Here is a 21733-nt window from a genome sequence, read left to right as displayed (position 1 = left end):
CTAGGCGACGCGCTTCACCTTCCCGCCTTTGAGGCAACGCGTGCAGACCATGATCCGCTTGGCCGAGCCGGACACGAGCGCCCGGACCTTTTGGAGATTTGGATTGAACCGGCGCTTGGTCTTGTGATGCGAGTGGCTCACTCTGTTTCCCGTATGCGGCTCCTTGCCGCATATGGCGCAGCGACGTGCCATTGGACGTGCCCCCTCTCGAACAGCGCCGTTGAGTGTAGCACACGGCATCCGGGAGGGGCAATGCCGGTCGCGTAGAACATGGTCCGCCGAACGCGCGGATCGGCCAGACGCGTCCCGGCAGACGGCGCACATCAACGCAGGAGGGCGGGCGGCGGGATGGCGAGCGCAGGGAAGGCACGGGCTCGCGAGACCGCGGTCGCATCTCCGAAGATCCCGTCCGCCGCGCCGGACGTGACGCCGGATTCGGGCACCCCGCAGCCGTCCGGTCACCCCCTCGACACGTCCCTCCGATTCCTGCCCGGCGTCGGTCCGAAGCGGGCCGAGCGGCTCGACGAAGGCCTCGGACTGCGCACGGTGGGCGACCTCCTGTACCGGCCGCCCCGCCGCATCGAGGACCGGCGCACGCTCCACCGGATCTACGATCTCACGCACGGGGCGGTGGAAACGGTCGAGGGCACGGTGGCCAGCATCCGGGCGTTCCGGGTGCGGCGCCGCCGCAACTTCGTCATCGTCAAAGCGGCCGTCACCGATGGAACCGGCGTGCTGCACGCCGTCTGGTACAACCAAGGGTACATCGTCCGGCAGCTGCCGGCCGGGGCGCGCGTCATCCTGCACGGGCGCGTGCAGCGCCAGGCGGGTGAGATCCAGATGATCGCCCCGGAGTTCGAAGTTCTGGAGCCCGGGGAGGACACGCTGCACGCGGGCCGGATCGTGCCGGTCTACCGCGCGACCGAAGGGGTGACGCAGCGCGTGCTGCGGACGATGGTCATGCGCGCACTCGACGAGTACGCGCCGTCCGCCGTCGACTGGCTGCCGGACGAGCTGCGCGACCGGTACGCGTTTCCGGCGCTGCCGGGCGCCCTCCGGGCCCTCCACTTCCCGGAGACGGAAGACGAACAGACGTCGGCGCACGGCCGGCTGGCGTACGAGGAGCTGCTGCTCTTTCAAACCCTGCTGCTGCGGCACAAGCAGGCGCGGCAGCGGGAGCCAAAGGGCATCCGCTACGGCGACGCGGCGCCGCTGCTCGAGCGGTTCGAGGCGCGCCTGCCGTACCGGCTGACCCGCGCGCAGCGGCGCGTGGTGAACGAGATTGCCCACGACCTGGGCGCGCCGCACCCGATGAACCGGCTGCTGCAGGGCGACGTGGGTTCGGGGAAGACCGTCGTCGCCGCGGAGGCGCTGCTGCGGTGCATCGGCGGCGGCGCGCAGGGGGCGTTGATGGCGCCCACCGAGATCCTGGCCGGGCAGCACTATCTCACGCTGCGGGCGCTCCTCGACCCCATCGGCGTGACGGCGGTCCTGCTCATCGGCGGCCTCGGCCGCGCCGCCCGGAGCGAGGCGCTCGATCTGATCCGCGACGGCGGCGCCGACCTCGTCATCGGCACGCACGCGCTGATCGAAGAAGACGTCGCCTTTGCCCGCCTCGGACTGGTGGTGGTCGACGAGCAGCATCGCTTCGGCGTGGCCCAGCGGGCGGCGCTGCGGGCGAAAGGCAGCCGGCCGGATGTACTGGTGATGACCGCGACGCCGATTCCGCGGACGCTTGCGCTGTCGCTGTACGGCGACCTCGACGTCTCGGTCCTCGACGAGCTCCCGCCGGGGCGCTCGCCGATCCGGACCCACGTCCGTACCGGCGCGAGCCGTCCGCAGATTTACGCGTGGGTCGCGGAGCAGGTCCGCGGGGGACGGCAGGCCTACGTGGTCTGTCCGCTCATCGAAGAGAGCGACAAGCTGCAAGTCGAAGCGGCCACCGGCCTCGCGGCCCGGCTCGCCGCCGGGCCGCTCGCGGGCCTGCGCGTCGGGGTGCTGCACGGGCGCATGAAGGTGGACGACCGCGACAAAATCATGGGGGAGCTGCGCGCCGGCACGATCGACATCCTGGTCGCGACGACGGTCATCGAAGTCGGCATCGACGTGCCCAACGCCACCGTCATGGTGATCGAGGACGCGGACCGGTTCGGATTGTCGCAGCTGCATCAGCTGCGGGGCCGCGTCGGCCGCGGCCAGCACGCGTCGTACTGCGTGCTGGTCGGCGATCCGAAAACCGATGACGGCGGCGTGCGCCTCCAGGCGATGCGGGAGACGACGGACGGCTTCGTGATTGCGCAGCGCGACCTGGAACTGCGGGGCATCGGCGAGCTCCTCGGGGAGACCGGACGCGAGGCGCTGCGGCAGCACGGGCTGCGGGGCGATCTGCGGATCGCGGACCTCATCCGCGATCGAGACTGGCTTGAACGGGCCCGCGGCGACGCCGCGGCCATGCTGGCGAAGGATCCCGCGCTGCGCCAGCCGGCGCACCGGCCGGTCGCCGACGCGCTCCGGGCCCGGTTCGCGGCGGCGCCGGTGGCGAACGTGCGGGTGGGATGATGCGCGTCACGTCGGGGCGGGCCAAGGGGACGCACCTCCGCGCGCCGGGCTCGGGCGTGCGGCCGACGTCCGACCGGGTGAAGGAGGCGCTGTTCAACGCGCTCGCGCCGCGCCTCGCCGATGCGCGGGTGCTGGACCTCTTCGCCGGGACCGGGGCGCTGGGGATCGAGGCGCTGAGCCGCGGGGCCGCGCGGGCGGTCTTCGTCGAGCGGGACGCGCGCGCGGTCGCGGTGATCCGCCGCAACCTCGCCGCGGCGCACGTGGACGGGCAGAGCGAAGTGCGGCGCGGCACGGTGCCGGGCGCCCTCGACGGGCTCGAGCGCGACGGCGCGGTGTTCGACCTCATCGTGCTCGACCCGCCGTACGGCCAGGACCTCCCGGCGCGCACCCTCCGGCGGCTGGCCGCCTCGGCGCTGCTGGCGGACGGGGGCGTGATCGCCGCGGAAGGGCACTGGCGCGACGACCCGGGCGAGATTCCCGGCCTCCGGAGAACGCGGGATGCGCGCTACGGTGAGACCGGACTTTGGTTCTATTCGAGAGAGGGTGGGGAGGCGGGATGACGACGTCCGACGGTGTCACCGCGCTCTATCCCGGGAGCTTCGACCCGGTGCACAACGGCCACCTCGACATCATCGTCCGGGCGCGCCGCGTCTTCGGCCGCGTGGTCGTGGCGGTCGCCACGAACGTCGGCAAGCAGGCGATGTTCTCGACGGAGGAGCGCGTCGAGATGCTGCGCGGGGCGATGACCGGGCAGGAGGGCATCGAGGTGCGCGCCTTCGAGGGCCTCACCGTCGAGTTCGCCGCGTCCATCCGCGCCGGTGTGATCGTCCGCGGACTGCGCGCCAACGAGGACTTCGAGTTCGAACTCAAGATGGCGGCGATGAACAAGCGGCTCCATCCCGAGATCGAAACCGTCTTCATGATGACGAGCCCGGAGTACGCCTATCTCAGCTCGACGCTCATCCGGGAGGTCACACAGTTCGGGGGATCCGTCGCCGGGCTCGTTCCCGCGGCGGTGGAACAGCGCCTCGCGCAGCAACGCGGGCGCACACCGCCGGCTGGTCCCGCGTGAGCGGGGCTGCCGAAGCCGCGCCGTCGCGAGTGACGCCGCGACGACGGGCGGTCAGATGGGTTTGGTGTCTCGGGTGATGCCGCTCTCGCTCGGCCGGTAAAGGGCGATCCGGTCCGGTGCGGTGCGGTCGCCTCGCGGCGCGCCCTCGCTCAGCGGTTTGGCAGGGACGGCCACCACGGCGGGCAGTTTGAACTTGACGCCGTAGAACGATAGGGGCTTGATAGAGCCTCGCTGGCGCCGCGCCGTCACAGCGATCACACCCCGGCGGCGGCGGGGCGCTTCTCGTCCACGAACGGACCAATTGCCGGCGCGGACTCTGTCACGACCGGGTCATTCGCCGGCGAACGGCGGGGGACGATGTGGAACTTCCCCAATGCGAGTTCTTCCATCGCGACAAGCACCGGATTGCGAGTCGTGGTCTCGATCGCGGGGATGTCGCCGCGGATCAACTGCTCGGCCCGCGCGGCCACGGCATTCACCATGGTGAAGCGCTTGGGGATTCGTTCCAGAAGTACTTCGGTGGGCGGCTGGCGCATATGTTCCCTCCCGGAGAATGAAACTACTGGTGCGCTCGCCTCCGAGGGGGGCCAATCCCAGTTCGCGAGGATTGATCGAGGACACAAGGAAGAGAGGAGAGCCTTCTTCTTCATGGTACGCCTGTTCGGCCGTGAAAGCAAGGACAACGCGCGACGGGCCCGCCGCCGCCTTGACATCGCAAACCGGGCATTCGTATAATGAACGCGTGTTCGTGTGCCCGGCGGTGCCCGCCGGGCACATGTTGTGAGGTGCGGCTGTGCGCGTGAACGTGGCTGAGCTCCTGGCGGACCGCGACGGCGTCCGGGTGCTCGCGTTCGCGGAAGAGTTGTCGGCGCCCAGCGAGGACATCGCCTTCGCCGAACCGGTCACCGGCGAGATCACCTTGACCGGCGCGGCGGGCGGCGTCTCGCTTCGCGGCCGGGTCCGCACGGTCGCCGGCTGCGTGTGCGGGGCGTGCCTGCGCCGGTTCGAGCTGCCGATCGCGGTCGACGTCAGCGAGGAGTTCGGGCCGCGCGGGGAGCGGCCGGAGGCGCCCGGCGAGGAACACGAACTGACCGCCGGCGATTTTCTGGTTCCGGTTGAGGCCGGCGACACGATCGACGTGACGGAAGTGGTCCGCCAGCACGTGCTGTTGGCGCTGCCGCTGGCGCCGCGGTGCCGGGACGGCTGCCCGGGCCTGTGTCCCCGGTGCGGCGCGGATCTCAACGACGGACCGTGCGGGTGCGATCCGCGCGAGGTGGACCCCAGGCTGGAAGGACTGCGGCGCTGGAGCGCCGGGCAGGCGTGAGATGATCCTCGCGCCGGCGACGTTCAAGGGAGTGTGACGGATGGGACTGACCAAACGGCGATTCAGCAAGGCCCGCACCGCGTCGCGCCGCGCCGGGTTCCGCGCGCAGCCGGTGACGCTGGTCGACTGCCCGCAGTGCCACGCGCGGATGGTGCCGCACCGGGTGTGCCCCACGTGCGGCTACTACGCCGGCCGGCAGGCGATCCAAATCAAGACGAAGGAAGACAAGAGCGCCTAGTGCACCAACGCCGCCGTCGGGGGACGGCTTCCCGCGATATCGACAGCACGGCGTCGCGGATGCCCCTGCCCGATCCCCGCGGGGCGGCTGAGGTCACGAACGCCGGGCGCCGATGATGCGGGTGGCGCTCGACGCGATGGGCGGCGATCACGCGCCGCGCGAGATCGTCGCCGGCGCCGCGGACGCGGCGCGGGAGTTGGACGTCGAGGTCATCCTCGCCGGCCCGGCCGACCGCCTCAAGGAAGAGCTCCGGCACGTCCCCGCGCCGCACCGGTCCGAGGCCCTGCGCATCGTCGACGCCCCTGAAGTCATCGGGATGGCCGAGGCGCCCGCGATGGCGCTGCGGCGGAAGCGCCGCTCGTCGATCGCCGTGGCGCTCGACCTGGTCCGCCGCGGGGAGGCCGACGCCATGGTGAGCGCCGGCAACACCGGCGCGGTCATGGCCGCCGCGCTGTTGACGCTGCGGCCGATCGAAGGCATCGACCGGCCGGCCATCGCGGCCGTGCTGCCGACGCAGCGCGGCCGCGCGATCATGCTGGACGCCGGCGCCAACGTGGACTGCCGGCCCAAACATCTGCTGCAGTTCGGCGTCATGGGCAGCGTCTACGCGGCGCGGGTCCTCGGCATCGAATCGCCGCGGGTGGGCCTGCTCAGCAACGGCGAGGAGGACACGAAGGGCAACGAACTCGTGATCCGGGCGGCGGAGCTGCTCCGCCGGTCGGGCCTGCGGTTCATCGGGAACGTCGAGGGGCGCGGCGTCTTTGCCGGCGCCGCCGACGTCGTGGTGTGCGACGGGTTCGTCGGCAACGTCGTCCTCAAGTTCGGCGAAGGTCTCGCCCTCGGCATCTTCAGCCTGCTCCGCGAAGAGTTGAGCCGCGGCCTGCTCGTGCGCCTCGGCGTCGCGCTCGCGCGCCCGCGCCTCAAAGCGCTCGCGCTGCGGCTCGACCACACCGAGTACGGCGGCGCGCCGCTGCTGGGCGTCGACGGCATCTGCATCGTGAGCCACGGAAGTTCCAAAGCCAGAGCGGTGCGCAACGCCATCGGTCTGGCCGCCGAATCGGTCCGCGCGCGCATGGTCGACGCGATCCGGGCCGACGTGGCACGCCTGGCGGAGCTGGCGCTCGCCCAGGGATTCTCCGCAATCTAGTCCGGGGAGGAGACGCGTGCGAAGCGGATCCACGATCGTGGGCATGGGCCGGTGCGTGCCCGAGCGCGTGCTGGCCAACGCCGAGCTCGCAGCCTCCGTCTCGACGACGGACGCGTGGATCGAGTCGCACACCGGGATCCGCGAGCGCCACATCGCGGGGCCCGAGACCGCGACCTCCGATCTGGCGTACGGCGCCGCGGTGGAGGCGCTCGGCGCGGCCGGGATCACCGCCGCGGACGTGGACCTGATCGTCGTCGGCACGACCACGCCCGACATGGTCTTTCCGAACGTGGCGTGCCTCTTGCAGAAGCGCCTCGGCACGCGCACCGTCGGATGTCTCGACGTCTCGGCGGCGTGCTCCAGCTTCATGTACGCGCTCAGCGTCGCCCACGCTTCGATCGTCGCGGGCCAGGCCCAAACCGTGCTCGTCGTCGGGGCCGAGACGCTGTCCCGGATCACCAACTGGCAGGACCGGTCGACGTGCATTCTCTTCGGGGACGCCGCCGGCGCGGCGGTGGTCCGGCCGGCGCGGGACGGCTACGGCTTCCTGTCCTTCGCGCTCGGCGGCGACGGCGCCGCCGGGGGCCACCAGCTCTACCTGCCGGCCGGCGGTAGCCGGAAGCCCGCGTCGTTCGAAACGGTCGAGCAGAACGAGCACACGATCCGCATGGAGGGGCCGGAGGTTTACAAGTTCGCCGTCCGGACGATCCCGCGGGCGGCGCTGGAGGCGATCGCCAAGGCGGGGCTCGCGCCGGGCGACATCGACTTCGTGATCCCGCACCAGGCCAACCTCCGCATCATCCAGTCGGCGGCCCACTGGCTGCGCGTGCCGATCGAGAAGTTCTACATCAACGTACAGCACTACGGCAACACGTCCGCGGCGTCCGTGCCGGTGGCGCTCTACGAAGCGGTGGCCGCCGAGCGCGTGCGCGAGGGCGACGTCGGCGTGATGGTCGCGTTCGGCGCCGGGTACACCTGGGGCGCGTGCGCGATCCGGTGGGGCGGCGCGGCGTGAAGGTCGCCGCCGTCTTTCCCGGCCAGGGCGCGCAGCACGTCGGGATGGGCCGCGAACTCGCGGAGCGGTTCCCCGAGGCGCGCGAAGTCTTCCGCCGGGCGAGCGACGCCGCCGGGATCGATCTCTACGCGCTCTGCGCGGACGGCCCGGAAGACGCGCTGCGGCAGACCGCGAACACGCAGCCGGCGATTCTGGCCGCCAGCCTCGCCTGTCTCGCGACGGTGCCGCTTGCGCCGGCGTGCGCGGCGGGGCTGAGTCTCGGCGAGTACACCGCGCTCGTGTGCGCCGGCGCCGTGTCGCTCGAAGACGCGGTCCGCCTGGTGCGGCTGCGCGGACAGTACATGCAGGAGGCCTGCGACGGACTTGACACGATGATGGCCGCGGTCGTCGGGCTCGATGGGGAGCGCGTGCGCGCGGTGTGCGAGGCGCACGCCCACCTCGGCGTGGTCGAGCCGTCCAATTTCAACAGCCCCGGACAGGTGGTCGTGGGCGGGGAAGCGGCGGCCGTGCGGGCCGTCCTCGACGCCGCCCGCGCCGCCGGCGCGCGGCGGGCGATTCCGCTCGCCGTCAGCGCGCCGTTCCACACGCGGCTCATGGCCCCGGCCGCATCCAGGCTCGCCGCCGATCTCGAGCGGATGCCGCTGCGCGACGCGCGCATCCCGGTGATCGCCAATGTCTCGGCGGCGCCGGTGCGCACCGCGGACGAGATCCGGCGGGCGCTGCTCGCCCAGGTCGCCTCCCCGGTGCGGTGGGAAGAATCGGTGCGCGCGATGCGGGCGGACGGCATCGAGGTGTTCGTCGAAGTCGGCCCCGGCACGACCGTGAGCGGGATGATCCGCCGCACCGTCGACGCCGTGACGTGCCACGTCGAGGACGCCGCGTCGCGCGAGGAGACGCTCGCCCTGCTGGCCGCGGGCGGGACCCCCGCGCCGGGACCCGGCACGGCGGCGGGACGTGAGGGGGTCGCTCGGTGATCGCCGCCGGACGGGTGGCGCTCGTGACCGGCGCCTCCGGCGGGATCGGCCGCGCGATCGCCGTCCGGCTGGCGCGCGAGGGCGCGGCCGTCATCGTTCACTACGGCCGCCGGGCGGAGGAAGCGGAGGAGACGCTGCGGCAGATCACCGACGGCGGCGGCGAGGGCATCATCCTCCAGGCGGATCTGACCGACGTGGAGGCGTGCCGGCAGTGCGCGGACGCGGCCCACGGCTGGCGCGGACGGCTCGACATCGTGGTGAACAACGCGGGCCTCACGCGCGACGGCCTATTGATACGGATGCGGGACGAGGACTGGCACGATATCATGGCGATCAACCTGCACGCGACGTTCTATCTGACGCGCGCAGTGCTGCGGGAGATGCTGCGGCAGCGGTGGGGACGGATCGTCAACATCACGTCCGTCGTCGCGGAGGTTGGGAACCCGGGGCAGGCGAACTACATCGCGGCCAAGGCCGGCGTGATCGGCTTCACGAAGGCGGTCGCGCGGGAAGTGGCTACCCGCGGCATCACGGCCAACGCCGTGTCGCCCGGCTACATCGAGGCCGGGCTGACCGGCAAGCTCACCGACGCGCAGCGCGCGCGCTTCACCGAGCACATCCCGGTGGGGCGCACCGGCCGGCCGGAGGAAGTCGCGGCCGCGGTGGCGTTCTTCGCGGCCGAAGACACAGCGTACATCACGGGGCAGGTCCTGAACGTCGACGGCGGATTGGTCATGCGCTAGTGGAGCATCGACGCGCTGGGAAGGTCCGGGGTCCCCAAGGATTCGCATCGTTCCAGCGAAACCTTGGGGTGGACTGGCGTTAGTCACCGAGGAGGTGCACGAACGATGGCATCGGCATTTGACCGGGTAAAGGCGATTGTGGTCGAGCAGCTTGGCGTGGACGCCGCCCAGGTGACGCCGCAGTCGAAGTTCGTCGAGGACCTGGGCGCGGATTCGCTCGACGTCGTCGAGCTGGTCATGGCGCTCGAGGAGGAGTTCGACATCGAGATTCCGGACGAGGACGCGGAGAAGATCGCGACCGTCGGCGAGGCGATCAAGTACATCGAGAGCCATGTCGAGGCGCCCGCGGAGTAGCCGGACGCCGGGGCGGGCCCGCACGTACCGCAATGACTGAGACACGGGTGGCCGTGACCGGCCTGGGCGTGGTGTGTCCCATCGGCACCGGCGCCGACGCATTTTGGAACGCGATGATGGAGGGCCGGTCGGGCGTCCGCCGCATCACGTCGTTCGATCCGGCGGGTTACGATGCGCAGATCGCGGCGGAGGTCCCCGATTTCGACCCGGCCGCCTACCTCGACCGCAAGGAAGTCCGCCGCAACGACCGATGCGTGCATTTCGCCGTGGCCGCGTCGCGCATGGCGCTCGACGACGCGCGCCTCGCAATCACGCCGTCGATCCGCGACGACGTCGGCGTCATCATCGGGACCGGCACCGGCGGGGCGATCACGTGGGAGGCGCAGCACCAGCTGCTGCTCGAACGCGGGCCCGGCCGCATCAGCCCGTTCTTCGTTCCCATGATGATGCACAACAGCGCCTCGGCCATCGTCAGCATGCTGACCGGCGCGCGCGGGCCCAACTTCTCCGTCGCGTCCGCCTGCGCCACCGGCGGCCACGCGATCGGCGAGGCGATGCGGAAGATCCAGCGCGGGGACGCCGTGGCGATGCTGTGCGGCGGCACCGAAGCGGCGATCACCCCCCTCAGCCTGGCGGGGTTTTGCGCGGAGAAGGCGCTCAGCACCCGCAACGACGCCCCGACGAAGGCCGTCCGGCCGTTCGACCTTCACCGGGACGGGTTCGTGATGGGCGAGGGCGCCGGCGTCGTGGTCATCGAGGCGTGGGACCACGCCGAGCGGCGCGGGGCCCGGATCTACGGCGAGCTCGTCGGGTACGGTGCGAGCGCCGACGCCTTCCACATCACCCAGCCGGACCCGGAGGGCGATGGGGCCGCGCTCGCGATGCGGCGGGCCCTTCGGGACGCGCGGCTCGAGTCGCACGAGATCGGCTACATCAACGCCCACGGCACGAGCACCGAATACAACGACAAATTCGAGACGTTCGCGATCAAGCGGGTCTTCGGCGAGGCCGCGCGGCGCATCCCGGTGAGCTCGACCAAGTCGATGACCGGGCATCTCCTCGGCGCCGCGGGCGGGGTCGAGCTGATCGCCTGCGTGCTCGCGATCGCGCGCGGAGCGCTGCCGCCGACGATCAACTATGAGACCCCGGATCCGGAGTGCGACCTCGACTACGTCCCGAACGTGCCGCGGGCGGCCCGCATCACCACGGCGATGTCGAACGGCTTCGGCTTCGGCGGCCACAACTCGATCCTGATCGTGCGGAGCCCCTCCTGAGATGGTGGAGCTGTTCGAACCGCTCGCCCCGGATCGGGACGCGCAGCTCGCCGAGCTGGAACGCCGGCTCGACGTGCACTTCCGCGATCGGACGCTCCTGCACACCGCCCTCGTGCACGGCTCGGTCGGCACGGACGCGCGGAGCCGGCACGGCGACAACTACGAGCGCCTCGAGTTCCTCGGCGACGCGGTCCTCAACCTCGTCGTCGCAGACCACCTCTACCGGCTGTTCCCGACCCGCCTCGAGGGGGACCTGGCGCGCCTGCGGGCCTCGGTGGTGAGCGAGGGGCCGCTGGCCCGGATCGCGCGCGTGATGGACCTCGGCCGCTACATGCTGCTCGGGCGGGGTGAGGAGAAGGGCGGGGGACGGTCGCGGGCGTCGCTCCTCGCGGACGCGCTGGAAGCGGTCGTCGGCGCGGTGTACGTGGACGCGGGGTACGGCGTCGCCCACCACTGCGTGACGCGGTGGTTCGCGGAGGACCTGTCGCGCCTCGAGGAGCCGGGCGGCAGCGATTACAAGAGTCTGCTCCAAGAACTCGTGCAGCAGCGCGAACGCCGCCTGCCGCGCTACCGCATCACCGGCCAGGAGGGTCCGGAACACAGCCGCGCGTTCGTGGCCGTGGTGGAAGTGAGCGGCCGCGTCATCGGCGAGGGCCGGGGCAAGAGCAAGAAGGAGGCGGAGCAGGCCGCGGCCCAGCAGGCGCTGGACCACCTCCGCCCGAGCCGCGACGGGTGAAGTACCTCTGGGCGCCGTGGCGGCTGCAGTACATCAAAGGACCGCCGATGACGGATTGCATCTTCTGCACGTTTCCCCGTGAGGGCCGGGACCGCGACCGCGGCATCCTGATCCAAGGCCGGCTGGCCTTCGTCATTCTGAACGTCTACCCGTACAACTCGGGCCATCTCATGGTCGTGCCGCACCGGCACGTCGCCGATCCCGGCGATCTGACGGACGACGAGCAGCTCGAGATGCAGCGCCTCGTCCAGGCGTCCATGCGCGCGCTGCGAGAGGTCTACCGGCCGGAGGGATTCAACATCGGGATGAACATCGGCCGCGCCGCCGGCGCCGGCATCGCGGACCACCTCCACACCCACATCGTGCCCCGCTGGGTCGGGGACACGAATTTTATGCCCGTCCTCGGGGAGACCAAGGTGCTGCCCGAGGAACTGACGGCCACGTACGATCGCCTCGCGGCGGCGCTCCGCGCGACGCCGCCGGCGGGCCCGGAATCCTGACGCGGCTTCGTCTTGCCGCCGGATGCGGCGTGCTGGCGGCCGCGCTCGCGGCTGCGGCCGTTGCCGCCGCGCCGTGGGAGCCGGCGCCGGAGATCGACGTCGCCGTCAGCGACCGGACCGCGCGCGCCCTCGGTGTTCGGGCCGGCGACGAGATCGAAATTGCCTCGACCGCCGCGGGCCCGTGGCGGCGCGTTCGGATCGCGCATCTGTACCGGCCGCTCCTGTACCCGACCGAGGTCGCCGATCGGGAGGCCGACGTCCGGCTGCATCTGAGCGACCTGCAGGCGCTCACGGGAAGCGCCGACGAGGTCGACAGCATTGTCGTCCGGCTGCGCGATCCGTCGCGCGCCTCCCGCGTCGCTTCGGATCTGACGTCGATGGGCGTCGGGGTGCACGCGTACACCTCCGCCGACCTCGCCCGCCGCAATTCCAGCTCGTTCGAGGTGGTGGCGCGGTTCCACCGCGCGATCGGGGCCGTCGCCGTCCTCGCCGGCAGCGTCTTCCTGGTGACGATCATGACGCTGCGGGGCGAGGAGATGAGGCGCGAAGTCGGCATGATGCGGCTCATGGGCGTCGGCACGCGCACGGTGGCCGCCGCCGTGCTGCTCGTCGCGACGGCCGTTGCCACCGCGGGCAGTCTGGCCGGCGCGGGCCTGGCCTACGCGCTCTCGTTCGCCATCAACGGGTACTACCGGCGCCTGTTCGAGACGGACATCGTCTTTTCGCAGGTGACGTGGGGCCTCGTCGCGGACGCCGGCGCGCTGTCGGTGGTGCTCGGGGTCGCGGCGGGCGCGCTCACGGCGTGGCGCCTCTTGCGCCGGCGTCCGCTCGACCAGATGGGACGGTAGGCGCATGGCGTCGCTCGTCTTCCTCGCCCGCCGCACGCTCGGGCGCAGCCGCGCCCGCACCGCGCTCGTCCTGCTCGGCCTCGCGGTCACCGGGGCGCTGCTGCTCGACATGACGATGCTCGCCCACGGCCTCGAGACGAGCCTCGGCGCCGTGCTCGGCCGGATCGGCTTCGCGCTCCGCGTGCTGCCGAAAGGGTCGCTGCCCTTCGCGGGTGACGAGGAGATTCCCGCCGCCGACGGACTGGCGGGCGCGATCGCGCGGCAGCCCGGGGTGACCGCGGCGGTGCCGGTGGCCGCCACCAACGTCTACGTCGAGCACGGCGGCGCGCGCTTCCCGTCGTTCGTGCTGGCGGTGCCGCGCGGCGGCGTGGGCGCCTACGCGCTCCTCGAGGGGACGGACCTGCCCGCCGCGCCGTCCGCCCTGGGACCTCCGGCCGCCGTCATCAACCCGATCATGGCGCGGCGCGACGGCGTGCGCGTCGGGGACACGGTGGTGCTCTCGGCCGTCCCGTCGCGCGGGCTCGCGCCGCTCGCGGCGCCGCGCGCGTTTCGCGTCGTGGGCATCGCGGACTTCTACGTCGACCTGGCGGCGCAGCGGTCGATCTCGATCGCGACCGCGGATCTGCGCGCCCTGCAGGGCCGGCCGGCCGGCGCGGCGTCGATGATTCTTGTGCGCCTCGGCGATCCGGCGCGCGCCGGCCCCCTGGCGCGCTGGATCGCCGCGCGGGATCCGCGCGTCGACGCGCTCAGCAACGCGGACTTCCTGGCGCGCCTCGCGACGCGGCTCACGTACTTCAGCCAGTTCTCGCTGATCCTCGGATCGCTCAGCGTGGCCGTGTCATTTCTGCTCATTACCGCGATCGTCACGCTTTCGGTCGCCGAGCGCCTGGGTGAAATCGCGATGCTGCGGGCGATCGGATTCACGCGCGCGCGGATCGCGGCCCTCGTCGTGCTGGAAGGGATGGCCCTCGGCGTGGCGAGCCTGCCCGGCACGTTCGTGCTCGGGCTGGTCATCGCGCGCTACCTCGACGCGATCCTGAGGCAGGCGCCGGGGCTGCCGGTCGATCTCCACTTCTTCGTGCTGACGCCGGCGGCCGCGGCGCGAACGGTGATGCTCCTCACCGCCACCGGCGCCGTCGCCGGTCTGTATCCGGCCGCGGTCGCGTCGAGGACCGCGGTCGCGGCCACCCTGCACGCGGAGGTCCTCTCGTGAAGACGTCGCCTGCGGCGGGAGGGACATCTTCGGCCCGCACCGCAGGCCCAGAAGCGGCCGGCCCGCGCCGCGACGCCGCGGTCGTCGTGGCGGCGGCGGTCACGAAAGAGTACCGGACGGCCGGCGACACCGTGCACGCCCTGCGCGGGGTCAGTCTGACCGTGGACGCGGCCCGTATGATCTCGGTCGTCGGTCCGAGCGGCTGCGGCAAGTCCACGCTCCTGCATCTGCTCGGCGGCGTCGACCTGCCCACGAGCGGAACCGTGACGCTGCTGGGACAGCCGACGCACGCGCTCCCCGACGCCCAACTCGCCCGGGTGCGCCTCGCGCACGTCGGCTTCGTCTTCCAGCGGTTCTTTCTGCTGCCGATGCTGACCGCCGAAGAGAACGTGATGCTGCCGATGCTCGAAGCCGGCGTGCCCGCCGGTGCGCGGCGCGCGCGGGCGGCGGCGCTGCTCGAGCGGATGGGCCTCGCCGGCCGCGCCGCGCACCGGCCCGGACAGTTAAGCGGCGGCGAGATGCAGCGCGTGGCCATCGCCCGGGCGCTCGCCAACCGCCCGGCGCTGCTGCTCGCGGACGAGCCGACCGGCGAGCTCGACGACGAGACGGGACGCGAGATCATCCGCCTGCTGCGCGACGCGACGCAGGACGGCTGCGCGGTGGTGGTCGTGACCCACAACGTGGAACTGGCGGCGCTCGCCGATCTGCGGCTCCGCATGCGAAACGGCGTGGTCGTATGACGCCCGCGGCGTGGCTGGTCGCCCGGCGGGCGCTGCTGGATCGGCCGTGGCGGTCCACGCTGCTGCTGCTCGGCTACGGCATCGGCGTGGCGATCATGATCGCGCTGCTCTCGGTCGGCGACGCGCTGCTGCTCGAAGCGAAGGACCGCAACCTCGTCGCGGGCGGGGACGTGGTCGTCCTGCCCGAGGGGATCGACCCCGCGGTCATCAAGGTCAACGGGGTGACGGGCATGTTCTTGACCGTGCCCAACGCCGGCTTTCTCGTGCGCGAGGTCCTCGAGGGCCCGCGGTTCCGCCGCGACGTGATCGCCGCGGCCCCGCAGATCTCGTCCCGGTTGCTGTACGTGCGCGCCCGCGGACGCGTGGTGACGGCGGACGCCTCGGCCGGGATTCCGTCGCTGGATACGCAGGCCCACGCCGCGCGCGCCGTCACGGACGGGACCGACAGCGCGGCGGACAAGACGTGGCTGAACCCGCCGCCCGCGTCGCTTGCGGACCGCCTCGATCACTTCCATCAAGCGCCGGCCCCGTCCGACGCGGGACCTCCGGCCGCGCCCCGGCCTCCCGCCGGGACGGGGGCCGCTCCGAGCCGGCCGGCACGAGCGCGGGCCGCGTGGGTGGAATGGGATTATTTCAACGTGCTCGATCCGGCGACCGGCGGATACGCCTATTTGACGCTCATGACCGGCGCGGATCCGCTGGGCGTGGTGCTGGCCCGGGTGAAGCTGCCCGGGGCGCCGGTCCAGGACGTCTTCCTGCCGAGCGTGCTGCTGCCGGGCGACATCTCCACCGCGACCGCCGAGCAGCACGTCGGGCCGGCCCGGCTCTCGGCCGACGCGGCCGGATACCACCTCGCGGTCGACGACCCACGCCTCCGGGTCCGTCTCACGATCCGGCCGGATCGCGGCTTCGCGCTGCCGGCGACGGAGCTGCGGCTCGGAAGCGTCGTCAGCGGATATGTCGTGCCGGTGGCCCGCGGACGCGCCGACGGGACCATCCAGGCGGGCGGCCGTATCCTCACGCTGACGAACGCGCCGGCCTTCCACGACCACAACTGGGGTACGTGGGGCGGCGTGTCCTGGGACTGGGGGCAGGCATCAAGCGACGCGGGCGCGCTCGTGTACGCGAACGTCCATCTTCCGGGCGGCGCGTCCGCGGTGCGGTCTCCTGCCGGTGACGGAAGCGGGACGCGGGCCACGATGTTTCTCTGGCGCTCCGCCGGCGCCGCCGCGTCGTCCGCGCGGGAGCAGGGGGGCTTCGTCGGCGCGCTCCCGATCACGGACGTCATCTACGCCGGCTGGCGGCCGGGACCGCTGGTGGACGGCCGCCGGGTGCCGGCGCCGTCCGACGTCACCATCCGGGCGGCCAGCGGTCCGGATACGGCGACGGTTCGGATCAGGGTCGTAGACGCGCTCGGCGGCCGGCCGCTCGGATCCCCGAACGCGACCGGGACGTCGCGGGGCACCCCCATCTTTTTACAGCTGCGCGGCGACGCGACCCTTCGCGGGACGGTCGGCGGGGTGCCGGTCGCCTGGCAGGGTCCGGCGGTGTCGGAGACGTTCGTGCGGCCGTGACCGCGCCGAACCCGAGCATGACCGCCGGAGTCCGCGCCGTCATCTTCGACATGGACGGCCTCATCGTCGACAGCGAGACGCCGGAGTTTCTGGCATGGCAGGCGGTGCACGCGCGCCACGGCTGGCCGTTTCCGGTCGAGTCGTGGCGCCGCAACATCGGCAGGAACGACAGCCCGTTCGATCCGCTCGGCCGCTTTCGAGAGCCCGGCAGTCCGATGGCGCCGGAGGCCGCCCGCGCGCTGTGGCAGGATCACCACGACCGTCTCCAGCCGGCGTTTCTCACGCCGCTGCCGGGCGTCGTGGCCCTGCTGGAGAGCGTCCGCGCCCACCGGCTCCGGACGGCCGTGGCCTCGTCGTCGCGGCGCGAGCGGGTCCGCGAGTTGCTCGAGCGGCTCGGGCTGGCGGACAAGTTCGACGCCGTGGCCGGCGGCGACGAGGTGCCGCGGGCGAAGCCGGCGCCGGACGTCTATCGCCTGGCCGCGGAGCGGCTGGGGGTCGCGGAATGGGCGTGCGTCGCGATCGAGGACAGCGAGTCCGGCGTACGCGCCGCCAAGGCGGCGGGCATGCGGTGCATCGCCGTGCCGTCGGCGCTGACCCGCGGGATGGATTTTTCGGCCGCGGACCTCGTCGCGGACAGCCTGATCGAGGTGGGCCTCGAGACGATCACGGCGCTGGGCGGCTCGGCCGGCCCGCTGTCCTGACGATCGTTTGGCGACCCCAGCCGTTTTCTGGACCGCCTTCGCGCTCGGCGTGGTCTTCTGCGCGCCGCCCGGCGCGGTCATGGCTGAAGCCCTCCGGCGAGGCGTCCGCCGCGGATTCGCCGGCGCGCTGCTGACGGAGCTCGGTTCGCTCGTCGGCGATGCCACCTGGGCCGCGCTCGCGCTGTCCGGAGTCGCGTACCTCGCGGTGTATCGGCCGGTTGCGACCGGCCTCACCGCCCTCGGCGTTCTCCTGCTGTTCTACCTGGCGTGGCACGCGCTCCGGGAGGCGTGGGCGGGCGCGCTGCCTACGGCCCGCCGGCCCGCCTCCGGCGGCGACTTTGCGGCCGGTGCCGCGTTGTCGCTGTCGAACCCGCAAAACATCGCGTTCTGGCTTGGCGTCGGCGGCGGCGCCGTGGCCGCCCTGGGAGTCGTGCACCGGCTACACCTGCTCGTGATCTTCTTCATCGCGTTCATGCTGGCGTGTATTGCCTGGTGTTTTTTCATGGCCGGCATGATCGCATGGGGACGGAGATGGTTATCGGCGCGCTTCTACCGATGGATCAACCTGGCCTGCGGACTCGCGATGGCGTACTTCGGGGTCAAGCTCCTGGCCGTGCTGGCCGCGAACGCGGGGATCTTGCGGCGGCCCTGACTAGGCACGGGTCTGTCCCGTGCCCCAGACGATCCACTTTGTCGTCGTCAGGTCCTCCAGGCCCATCGGCCCGCGCGCGTGAAGGCGGTTGGTGCTGATGCCGACCTCCGCGCCCAGCCCGAATTCGCCGCCGTCCACGAGCCGCGTGGACGCGTTGACCAGCACTGCGGCGCTGTCGACCTCCCGCACGAACCGCTCGGCGCGGGCGCGGTCTCGCGTCACGATCGCATCGGCGAGGCCGGTCCCGTGCCGCCCGATGTGCTCGACGGCCGCGTCCAATCCGTCGACCACCCGAATCGCCAGTGTCAGGTCCAGATACTCCGCGTCCCAGTCCTCGTCCGTCGCCGGCGTGACGTCGGGCGCCCACCGGCGGGTCTCGGCGTCGCCGCGCACCTCGACGCCGGCCGTCCGCAGCGCGGCGACGAGCGGCGGGATGACCCGCGGCGACGCCGGCGCGTCGATCAGGACCTTCTCCAGCGCGTTGCACGTGCTGGGACGATTGGTCTTGGCGTTGACGACGAGCCGCACGGCCATCTCGAGGTCGGCGTCGCGGTCGACAAACACGTGCGTCACGCCGCGGTCGTGCTTCAACACGGGGACGCGGGCGTGCTCGACGACGAGCCGGATCAGCGCCGGGCCGCCGCGCGGGATGACCAGGTCGACCAAGCCGTCGAGACGCACGAGTTCGCGGATCGCGTCGTAGTCGCGGCGGGCGAGCAGGGTGACCGCGGCCTCGGGGAGCCCCGCCGCGCGCAGCCCGGCCGCGATCGCCTGTCCCAGCGCTTCGTCGGAGTGGCGGGATTCCGCGCCGCCGCGGAGGATGACCGCGTTGCCCGAGCGAAGGCAGAGCCCCGCGGCGTCCACCGTCACGTTGGGGCGCGACTCGTAGATCATCGCGACGACGCCGATGGGCACGCGCACCCGCCGGACTTCCATGCCGTTCGGCCGCGCGCGCACATCGACCGCGGCGCCGACCGGATCGGTGAGCGCGGCGATCTCCTCCAGCGCGCGCGCGAGCTGCTCGACGCGGCCGGGGGTCAGCGTCAGCCGGTCGCGAAACGCCGCCGGACGATCCCCGAGCGACGCGAGGTCCCGGCCGTTCGCCTCCAAGATCGCCGGCGCTTGCGACCGGATCGCCGCGGCGATGGCGGCGAGGCCGGCCCGGCGCGCCTCGTCGGACGCGTGGTGCAGCGTGCGCGCCGCCTCACGCGCGCCGCGGGCCTGCGCTTCCACGCCGACGACCGCCGCCGTTCGTCCCCGGGCCTCAGACGGGATGCTCACCGTTCCGCCGTCACCACCAGGTTGTCGCGGTGCACGACCTCGTCGTGGGTCCGCTCGCCGAGCACCCGCGCGATCTCGGAGGTCCGGCGTCCCCGGATCTTGGCGAGATGCGCGCTGGAGTAGTTGACGAGCCCGCGGGCCAGCTCCTGCCCGCGGCCGTCGGCGATCGTGACGGCCTCCCCGGCGTCGAACGTCCCGTCGATCCGGACCACGCCGGCCGGCAGGAGGCTCTTGCCGCGGCGCAGCGCCGCGCCGGCGCCGTCGTCGACGACGAGCGTGCCGCGCGCGACGAGCCCGAAAGCGAGCCAGCGTCCGCGGCCGGAGAACCGGCCGGCCGGCAGAAATAGGGTGCCGTGCCGTTCGCCCGCGAGCAGGCGGGTGAGGGGGCGCTCCACGGATCCGCCGGTGACCACCGTCGCCACCCCTGACTCGGTCGCGATGCGGGCCGCGTCGATCTTCGTGGCCATGCCGCCCACGCCTTGCGGGGTCATCGTCCGGCGCGCCACCCGGACGATCTGCGCGTCGATCCGCTCCACGGTGGGGATCAGCCGGGCGGCGCGCTGCCGCCGCGGATCCGCGGTCATGAGGCCTTCGACGTCCGAGAGCATCACGAGCAGGTCGGCGCCGACGAGGCTGGCCACGAGCGCCGAGAGAGTGTCGTTGTCGCCGATCTGAATCTCCTCGGTCGCGATCGTATCGTTCTCGTTGATCACGGGGACGACGCCGTCGGCGAGCAGCGCAAGCAGCGTGAGACGCGCGTTCACGTAGCGCCGGCGGTCGGCGAAGTCCTGGCGCGTGAGCAGAATCTGCGCCGCGCGCAGTCCGAGGCGGTCAAACGCCGCCCCGTACCGCTGCATCAGCACCGGCTGGCCGACCGCGGACAACGCCTGCTTTTCCACGAGGCGCCGGGGCCGCCTGCGGCCGAGCAGCCCGGCGCCGGTGGCGATCGCGCCGGACGAGACGAGCAGCACCTGCCGGCGCTGCCGAACCGCGGCCGCGACGTCCTCGGCCACGGCGGTGATGCGGCCGGCGTCGACGACGGGCCCGCCGCCGGTCAAGGTGGTGGTGCCGACCTTCAGCACGATCCTGGACGCGCCGGTCAGAGGTCCCGCCTCGGCCGGGGCAGGAGGGCGCTTCGCGGCCGGAGGTCCTGCGTCAGACGGGACGACCGGCGTGGCCGGCATCACGGTGCGCCGAGGGTGAGACGCACCGGGTAGTTCGACCCGCTCTCCGGGACGGTGAGGATTCGAATCGTGCGGCGCGTCTGCGGCCGCAGCGGGAAGGTGGCGACGACCTGCGGCGCATTCGGCTGCACGAGTTGGCTTTCGACGACCTGCTCGCCGATCACGAACGTCCCGCGGGCCTGCCCGCCGTCCGCGTGCAGGACGAGCGCCGCCGCGGCCGGTGACGAGGTCGCGTTGACGACGTCGACGTTGAACCGGTAGACGACGCCGTAGTTGCCCTGCAGCAGCGCCCCGGTCTGCCCTTCGTGCAGCAGGTCGGCATCCGCGGCGAGCACCATCATCACCGGCGGGCCGCCGACCGAATAGGTCATTGTCCGTCCGATCTGCGGCCGGACGAACGCCCCGCGCTGATGCACGCGGTCGAAGTCCGGCGCGAAGCTCATCGTCGGCGGCTCTCCTTCGTCCGCGAGCCGCGCCGCCACCTGGACGTTCACGCGGTCGCCATCGAGCAGACCGAACTGCGCGATCCCGCTTGTGATGCCGAGCGGCGGCAGGTCTTCGACAAACAGCGGCACGGTTGTGTTGCCCGGCAGACGGACCAGAAAGCCGGCGTGATGGGCGTACTCGTCGAGAAACGTCCGGGCGGCGTCGTGGCCCGGCGTGACCTCCTCCTGCGACGGCGCGCCGGCGGCGCCCTGGACCCACAGCGACACCGCGTCGCGGGCGGGGTTGCTGAGCGTCACCGTGATGAACATGTGCTGGGCCTTCGAGCCGTTCTGATGGTGGAACAAGAGGCGGACGGTCTGCCCCGACGACAGCGCACCGGTGTAGAGGACCTTGCCGAAGGGGATCGTCTCCGGACTGTTGCTGACGAGCAGGATCTCGGCGTCGTTCCAGGGGATGATCGCGTTGGTCAGCGCGACCCGGACCAGCCGGGTCGCCGGCGGCATCCCGGGCGCGTGGACGGTCAGCCCGGCGAGCACCGTTTCGGCCGCGGACGCGTCGAGCGGCACCAACGCGGGCTGGGTCTGCGCGACCCGGACGACGGCGGACGGCTGAAACCCCAGCGCGAGCCGGGCGGACGTCGTGATGGCGAGCCGCAGCGTGTCGACCGTGGCTGGGCCGCCCGTGACCGAAACCGGCGCCAGCGCCTCGACCGCGGGACCCTGCGCGGCGCCCGGCGGCACCCGGGCGGCGGTGAGGGTCGCGGCCAGCGCGAGCACCGCGGCACAGCGCAGGGCGGTGTTCCGTCTCATCGCTCGTCGCACACAGCTCTGTATACGGACGCGCACGCGTCTGGTGTTTCCCATGTACGCGCCGACTCCTCCACCGTGCGTCGCCGCCTCCCGCGGCCGGAGGAAGCGGCGCGCGACGAGGCCAAGAACCCAACGATGTAGTGTGCCTCCTACCAAACTCGAGGAGGAGCGCGTATGCAGGTGGACCTGTCAGGCCGCGTGGCCGTGGTGTCGGGCGCGAGCGCCGGCATCGGCCGCGCGATCGCGCAGGGCTTCGCCGAAGCCGGGGCCGACGTCGTGATCGGCAGCCGGCGCGAAGACGCCGTCGCGCGGGCGGCGGATGAGATCGCGGGCGCGACGCGCCGTACC

26 protein-coding genes are annotated in these 21733 nt (G+C 72.4%); 20 read left to right on the top strand and 6 right to left on the bottom strand.

All coding sequences use genetic code 11. The features are described 5' to 3' along the window. Positions 1–192, bottom strand: a complete 192-nt coding sequence (gene rpmB, locus VKT83_08515) for a 50S ribosomal protein L28 (protein ID HLY22496.1) — start codon at positions 190–192, stop codon at positions 1–3. 156 nt (positions 193–348) lie between these two features. Here rpmB and recG point away from each other — a divergent pair, with 156 nt between their 5' ends. From recG to coaD, 3 genes are read left to right on the top strand one after another with little or no spacing between them, the layout of a single operon-like run. Further along, a complete protein-coding gene (gene recG, locus VKT83_08510) occupies positions 349–2559 on the top strand; it encodes an ATP-dependent DNA helicase RecG (GenBank protein ID HLY22495.1) in 2211 nt (736 codons plus the stop codon). Then, positions 2556–3119 carry a 16S rRNA (guanine(966)-N(2))-methyltransferase RsmD gene (gene rsmD / locus VKT83_08505; protein HLY22494.1) on the top strand — a complete coding sequence of 188 codons (564 nt, stop codon included), beginning with the start codon at positions 2556–2558 and terminating at the stop codon, positions 3117–3119. The genes recG and rsmD overlap by 4 nt, the downstream gene beginning before the upstream one ends. Then, positions 3116–3631, top strand: coding sequence for a pantetheine-phosphate adenylyltransferase (gene coaD, locus VKT83_08500; GenBank protein HLY22493.1), 516 nt, complete (start codon positions 3116–3118; stop codon positions 3629–3631). The genes rsmD and coaD overlap by 4 nt, the downstream gene beginning before the upstream one ends. 51 nt (positions 3632–3682) lie before the next feature. Here the strand turns inward: coaD and VKT83_08495 are convergent, their stop codons facing one another. Both VKT83_08495 and rpoZ read right to left on the bottom strand, forming a co-directional pair. Next, the gene (locus VKT83_08495) at positions 3683–3880 is read right to left on the bottom strand and encodes a hypothetical protein (protein HLY22492.1); all 198 of its coding nucleotides are present in this window, start codon (positions 3878–3880) and stop codon (positions 3683–3685) included. Between the two features lie 5 nt (positions 3881–3885). After that, positions 3886–4167, bottom strand: a complete 282-nt coding sequence (gene rpoZ / locus VKT83_08490; GenBank protein ID HLY22491.1) for a DNA-directed RNA polymerase subunit omega — start codon at positions 4165–4167, stop codon at positions 3886–3888. 263 nt (positions 4168–4430) lie between these two features. Here rpoZ and VKT83_08485 point away from each other — a divergent pair, with 263 nt between their 5' ends. The 16 genes from VKT83_08485 (at position 4431) to VKT83_08410 (ending at position 17664) form a co-directional block, all read left to right on the top strand. Continuing rightward, positions 4431–4955, top strand: a complete 525-nt coding sequence (locus tag VKT83_08485) for a DUF177 domain-containing protein (GenBank protein HLY22490.1) — start codon at positions 4431–4433, stop codon at positions 4953–4955. Positions 4956–4995: 40 nt separating this feature from the next. Next, positions 4996–5193 (top strand): 50S ribosomal protein L32, encoded by a 198-nt coding sequence (gene rpmF, locus VKT83_08480; GenBank protein ID HLY22489.1) that lies wholly within the window; start codon positions 4996–4998, stop codon positions 5191–5193. Between the two features lie 115 nt (positions 5194–5308). Then, a complete protein-coding gene (plsX, locus tag VKT83_08475) occupies positions 5309–6340 on the top strand; it encodes a phosphate acyltransferase PlsX (GenBank protein HLY22488.1) in 1032 nt (343 codons plus the stop codon). Between the two features lie 16 nt (positions 6341–6356). Further along, complete coding sequence (locus VKT83_08470; protein ID HLY22487.1) at positions 6357–7355, top strand: beta-ketoacyl-ACP synthase III; 999 nt, start codon at positions 6357–6359, stop codon at positions 7353–7355. After that, positions 7352–8329, top strand: a complete 978-nt coding sequence (gene fabD, locus VKT83_08465) for an ACP S-malonyltransferase (protein HLY22486.1) — start codon at positions 7352–7354, stop codon at positions 8327–8329. The genes VKT83_08470 and fabD overlap by 4 nt, the downstream gene beginning before the upstream one ends. Beyond that, the gene (gene fabG / locus VKT83_08460; GenBank protein HLY22485.1) at positions 8326–9072 is read left to right on the top strand and encodes a 3-oxoacyl-[acyl-carrier-protein] reductase; all 747 of its coding nucleotides are present in this window, start codon (positions 8326–8328) and stop codon (positions 9070–9072) included. The genes fabD and fabG overlap by 4 nt, the downstream gene beginning before the upstream one ends. 105 nt (positions 9073–9177) lie before the next feature. Beyond that, positions 9178–9426 (top strand): acyl carrier protein, encoded by a 249-nt coding sequence (acpP, locus tag VKT83_08455; GenBank protein HLY22484.1) that lies wholly within the window; start codon positions 9178–9180, stop codon positions 9424–9426. Between the two features lie 32 nt (positions 9427–9458). After that, on the top strand, positions 9459–10700 hold the full coding sequence (fabF, locus tag VKT83_08450) for a beta-ketoacyl-ACP synthase II (GenBank protein HLY22483.1): 1242 nt from the start codon (positions 9459–9461) through the stop codon (positions 10698–10700). A gap of 1 nt (position 10701) precedes the next feature. Continuing rightward, complete coding sequence (gene rnc, locus VKT83_08445) at positions 10702–11436, top strand: ribonuclease III (protein ID HLY22482.1); 735 nt, start codon at positions 10702–10704, stop codon at positions 11434–11436. After that, positions 11433–11936, top strand: coding sequence for an HIT domain-containing protein (locus VKT83_08440; GenBank protein HLY22481.1), 504 nt, complete (start codon positions 11433–11435; stop codon positions 11934–11936). Before rnc ends, VKT83_08440 begins: the two co-directional genes overlap by 4 nt. Positions 11937–11965: 29 nt before the next feature. Further along, complete coding sequence (locus VKT83_08435; protein ID HLY22480.1) at positions 11966–12784, top strand: FtsX-like permease family protein; 819 nt, start codon at positions 11966–11968, stop codon at positions 12782–12784. Positions 12785–12788: 4 nt separating this feature from the next. Then, positions 12789–13997, top strand: a complete 1209-nt coding sequence (locus VKT83_08430; protein ID HLY22479.1) for an FtsX-like permease family protein — start codon at positions 12789–12791, stop codon at positions 13995–13997. Next, on the top strand, positions 13994–14737 hold the full coding sequence (locus VKT83_08425; protein HLY22478.1) for an ABC transporter ATP-binding protein: 744 nt from the start codon (positions 13994–13996) through the stop codon (positions 14735–14737). Before VKT83_08430 ends, VKT83_08425 begins: the two co-directional genes overlap by 4 nt. Continuing rightward, on the top strand, positions 14734–16311 hold the full coding sequence (locus tag VKT83_08420) for a hypothetical protein (GenBank protein HLY22477.1): 1578 nt from the start codon (positions 14734–14736) through the stop codon (positions 16309–16311). Before VKT83_08425 ends, VKT83_08420 begins: the two co-directional genes overlap by 4 nt. Then, positions 16308–17012, top strand: coding sequence for an HAD family hydrolase (locus VKT83_08415; GenBank protein ID HLY22476.1), 705 nt, complete (start codon positions 16308–16310; stop codon positions 17010–17012). Before VKT83_08420 ends, VKT83_08415 begins: the two co-directional genes overlap by 4 nt. A gap of 7 nt (positions 17013–17019) precedes the next feature. Further along, the gene (locus VKT83_08410) at positions 17020–17664 is read left to right on the top strand and encodes a LysE family transporter (GenBank protein ID HLY22475.1); all 645 of its coding nucleotides are present in this window, start codon (positions 17020–17022) and stop codon (positions 17662–17664) included. Here VKT83_08410 and VKT83_08405 read toward each other — a convergent pair whose 3' ends face one another. From VKT83_08405 to VKT83_08395, 3 genes are all read right to left on the bottom strand, one after another. Beyond that, on the bottom strand, positions 17665–18945 hold the full coding sequence (locus VKT83_08405; protein HLY22474.1) for a glutamate-5-semialdehyde dehydrogenase: 1281 nt from the start codon (positions 18943–18945) through the stop codon (positions 17665–17667). Then, positions 18942–20027: a glutamate 5-kinase gene (gene proB / locus VKT83_08400; protein HLY22473.1), complete on the bottom strand. Its 1086-nt coding sequence runs from the start codon at positions 20025–20027 to the stop codon at positions 18942–18944. Before proB ends, VKT83_08405 begins: the two co-directional genes overlap by 4 nt. A gap of 101 nt (positions 20028–20128) precedes the next feature. Next, on the bottom strand, positions 20129–21385 hold the full coding sequence (locus tag VKT83_08395) for a hypothetical protein (protein HLY22472.1): 1257 nt from the start codon (positions 21383–21385) through the stop codon (positions 20129–20131). Between the two features lie 174 nt (positions 21386–21559). Here VKT83_08395 and VKT83_08390 point away from each other — a divergent pair. Beyond that, on the top strand, positions 21560–21733 hold a 174-nt coding region (locus VKT83_08390; GenBank protein ID HLY22471.1), incomplete at its 3' end, for an SDR family NAD(P)-dependent oxidoreductase.

It is taken from the genome of bacterium (assembly GCA_035308905.1).
Lineage (GTDB): Bacteria > Sysuimicrobiota > Sysuimicrobiia > Sysuimicrobiales > Segetimicrobiaceae > DASSJF01.
The sequence above is the reverse complement of the archived record's forward strand: the minus strand, read 5'-3'. Positions and strand labels throughout refer to the sequence as shown.

Coding starts and splice junctions, on each gene's coding strand:
- rpmB (HLY22496.1), bottom strand. CDS start 192: ATGGCACGTCGCTGCGCCATATGCGGCAAGGAGCCGCATACGGGAAAC.
- recG (HLY22495.1), top strand. CDS start 349: ATGGCGAGCGCAGGGAAGGCACGGGCTCGCGAGACCGCGGTCGCATCT.
- rsmD (HLY22494.1), top strand. CDS start 2,556: ATGATGCGCGTCACGTCGGGGCGGGCCAAGGGGACGCACCTCCGCGCG.
- coaD (HLY22493.1), top strand. CDS start 3,116: ATGACGACGTCCGACGGTGTCACCGCGCTCTATCCCGGGAGCTTCGAC.
- rpoZ (HLY22491.1), bottom strand. CDS start 4,167: ATGCGCCAGCCGCCCACCGAAGTACTTCTGGAACGAATCCCCAAGCGC.
- rpmF (HLY22489.1), top strand. CDS start 4,996: ATGGGACTGACCAAACGGCGATTCAGCAAGGCCCGCACCGCGTCGCGC.
- plsX (HLY22488.1), top strand. CDS start 5,309: ATGCGGGTGGCGCTCGACGCGATGGGCGGCGATCACGCGCCGCGCGAG.
- acpP (HLY22484.1), top strand. CDS start 9,178: ATGGCATCGGCATTTGACCGGGTAAAGGCGATTGTGGTCGAGCAGCTT.
- fabF (HLY22483.1), top strand. CDS start 9,459: ATGACTGAGACACGGGTGGCCGTGACCGGCCTGGGCGTGGTGTGTCCC.
- rnc (HLY22482.1), top strand. CDS start 10,702: ATGGTGGAGCTGTTCGAACCGCTCGCCCCGGATCGGGACGCGCAGCTC.
- VKT83_08430 (HLY22479.1), top strand. CDS start 12,789: ATGGCGTCGCTCGTCTTCCTCGCCCGCCGCACGCTCGGGCGCAGCCGC.
- VKT83_08420 (HLY22477.1), top strand. CDS start 14,734: ATGACGCCCGCGGCGTGGCTGGTCGCCCGGCGGGCGCTGCTGGATCGG.
- VKT83_08395 (HLY22472.1), bottom strand. CDS start 21,385: ATGAGACGGAACACCGCCCTGCGCTGTGCCGCGGTGCTCGCGCTGGCC.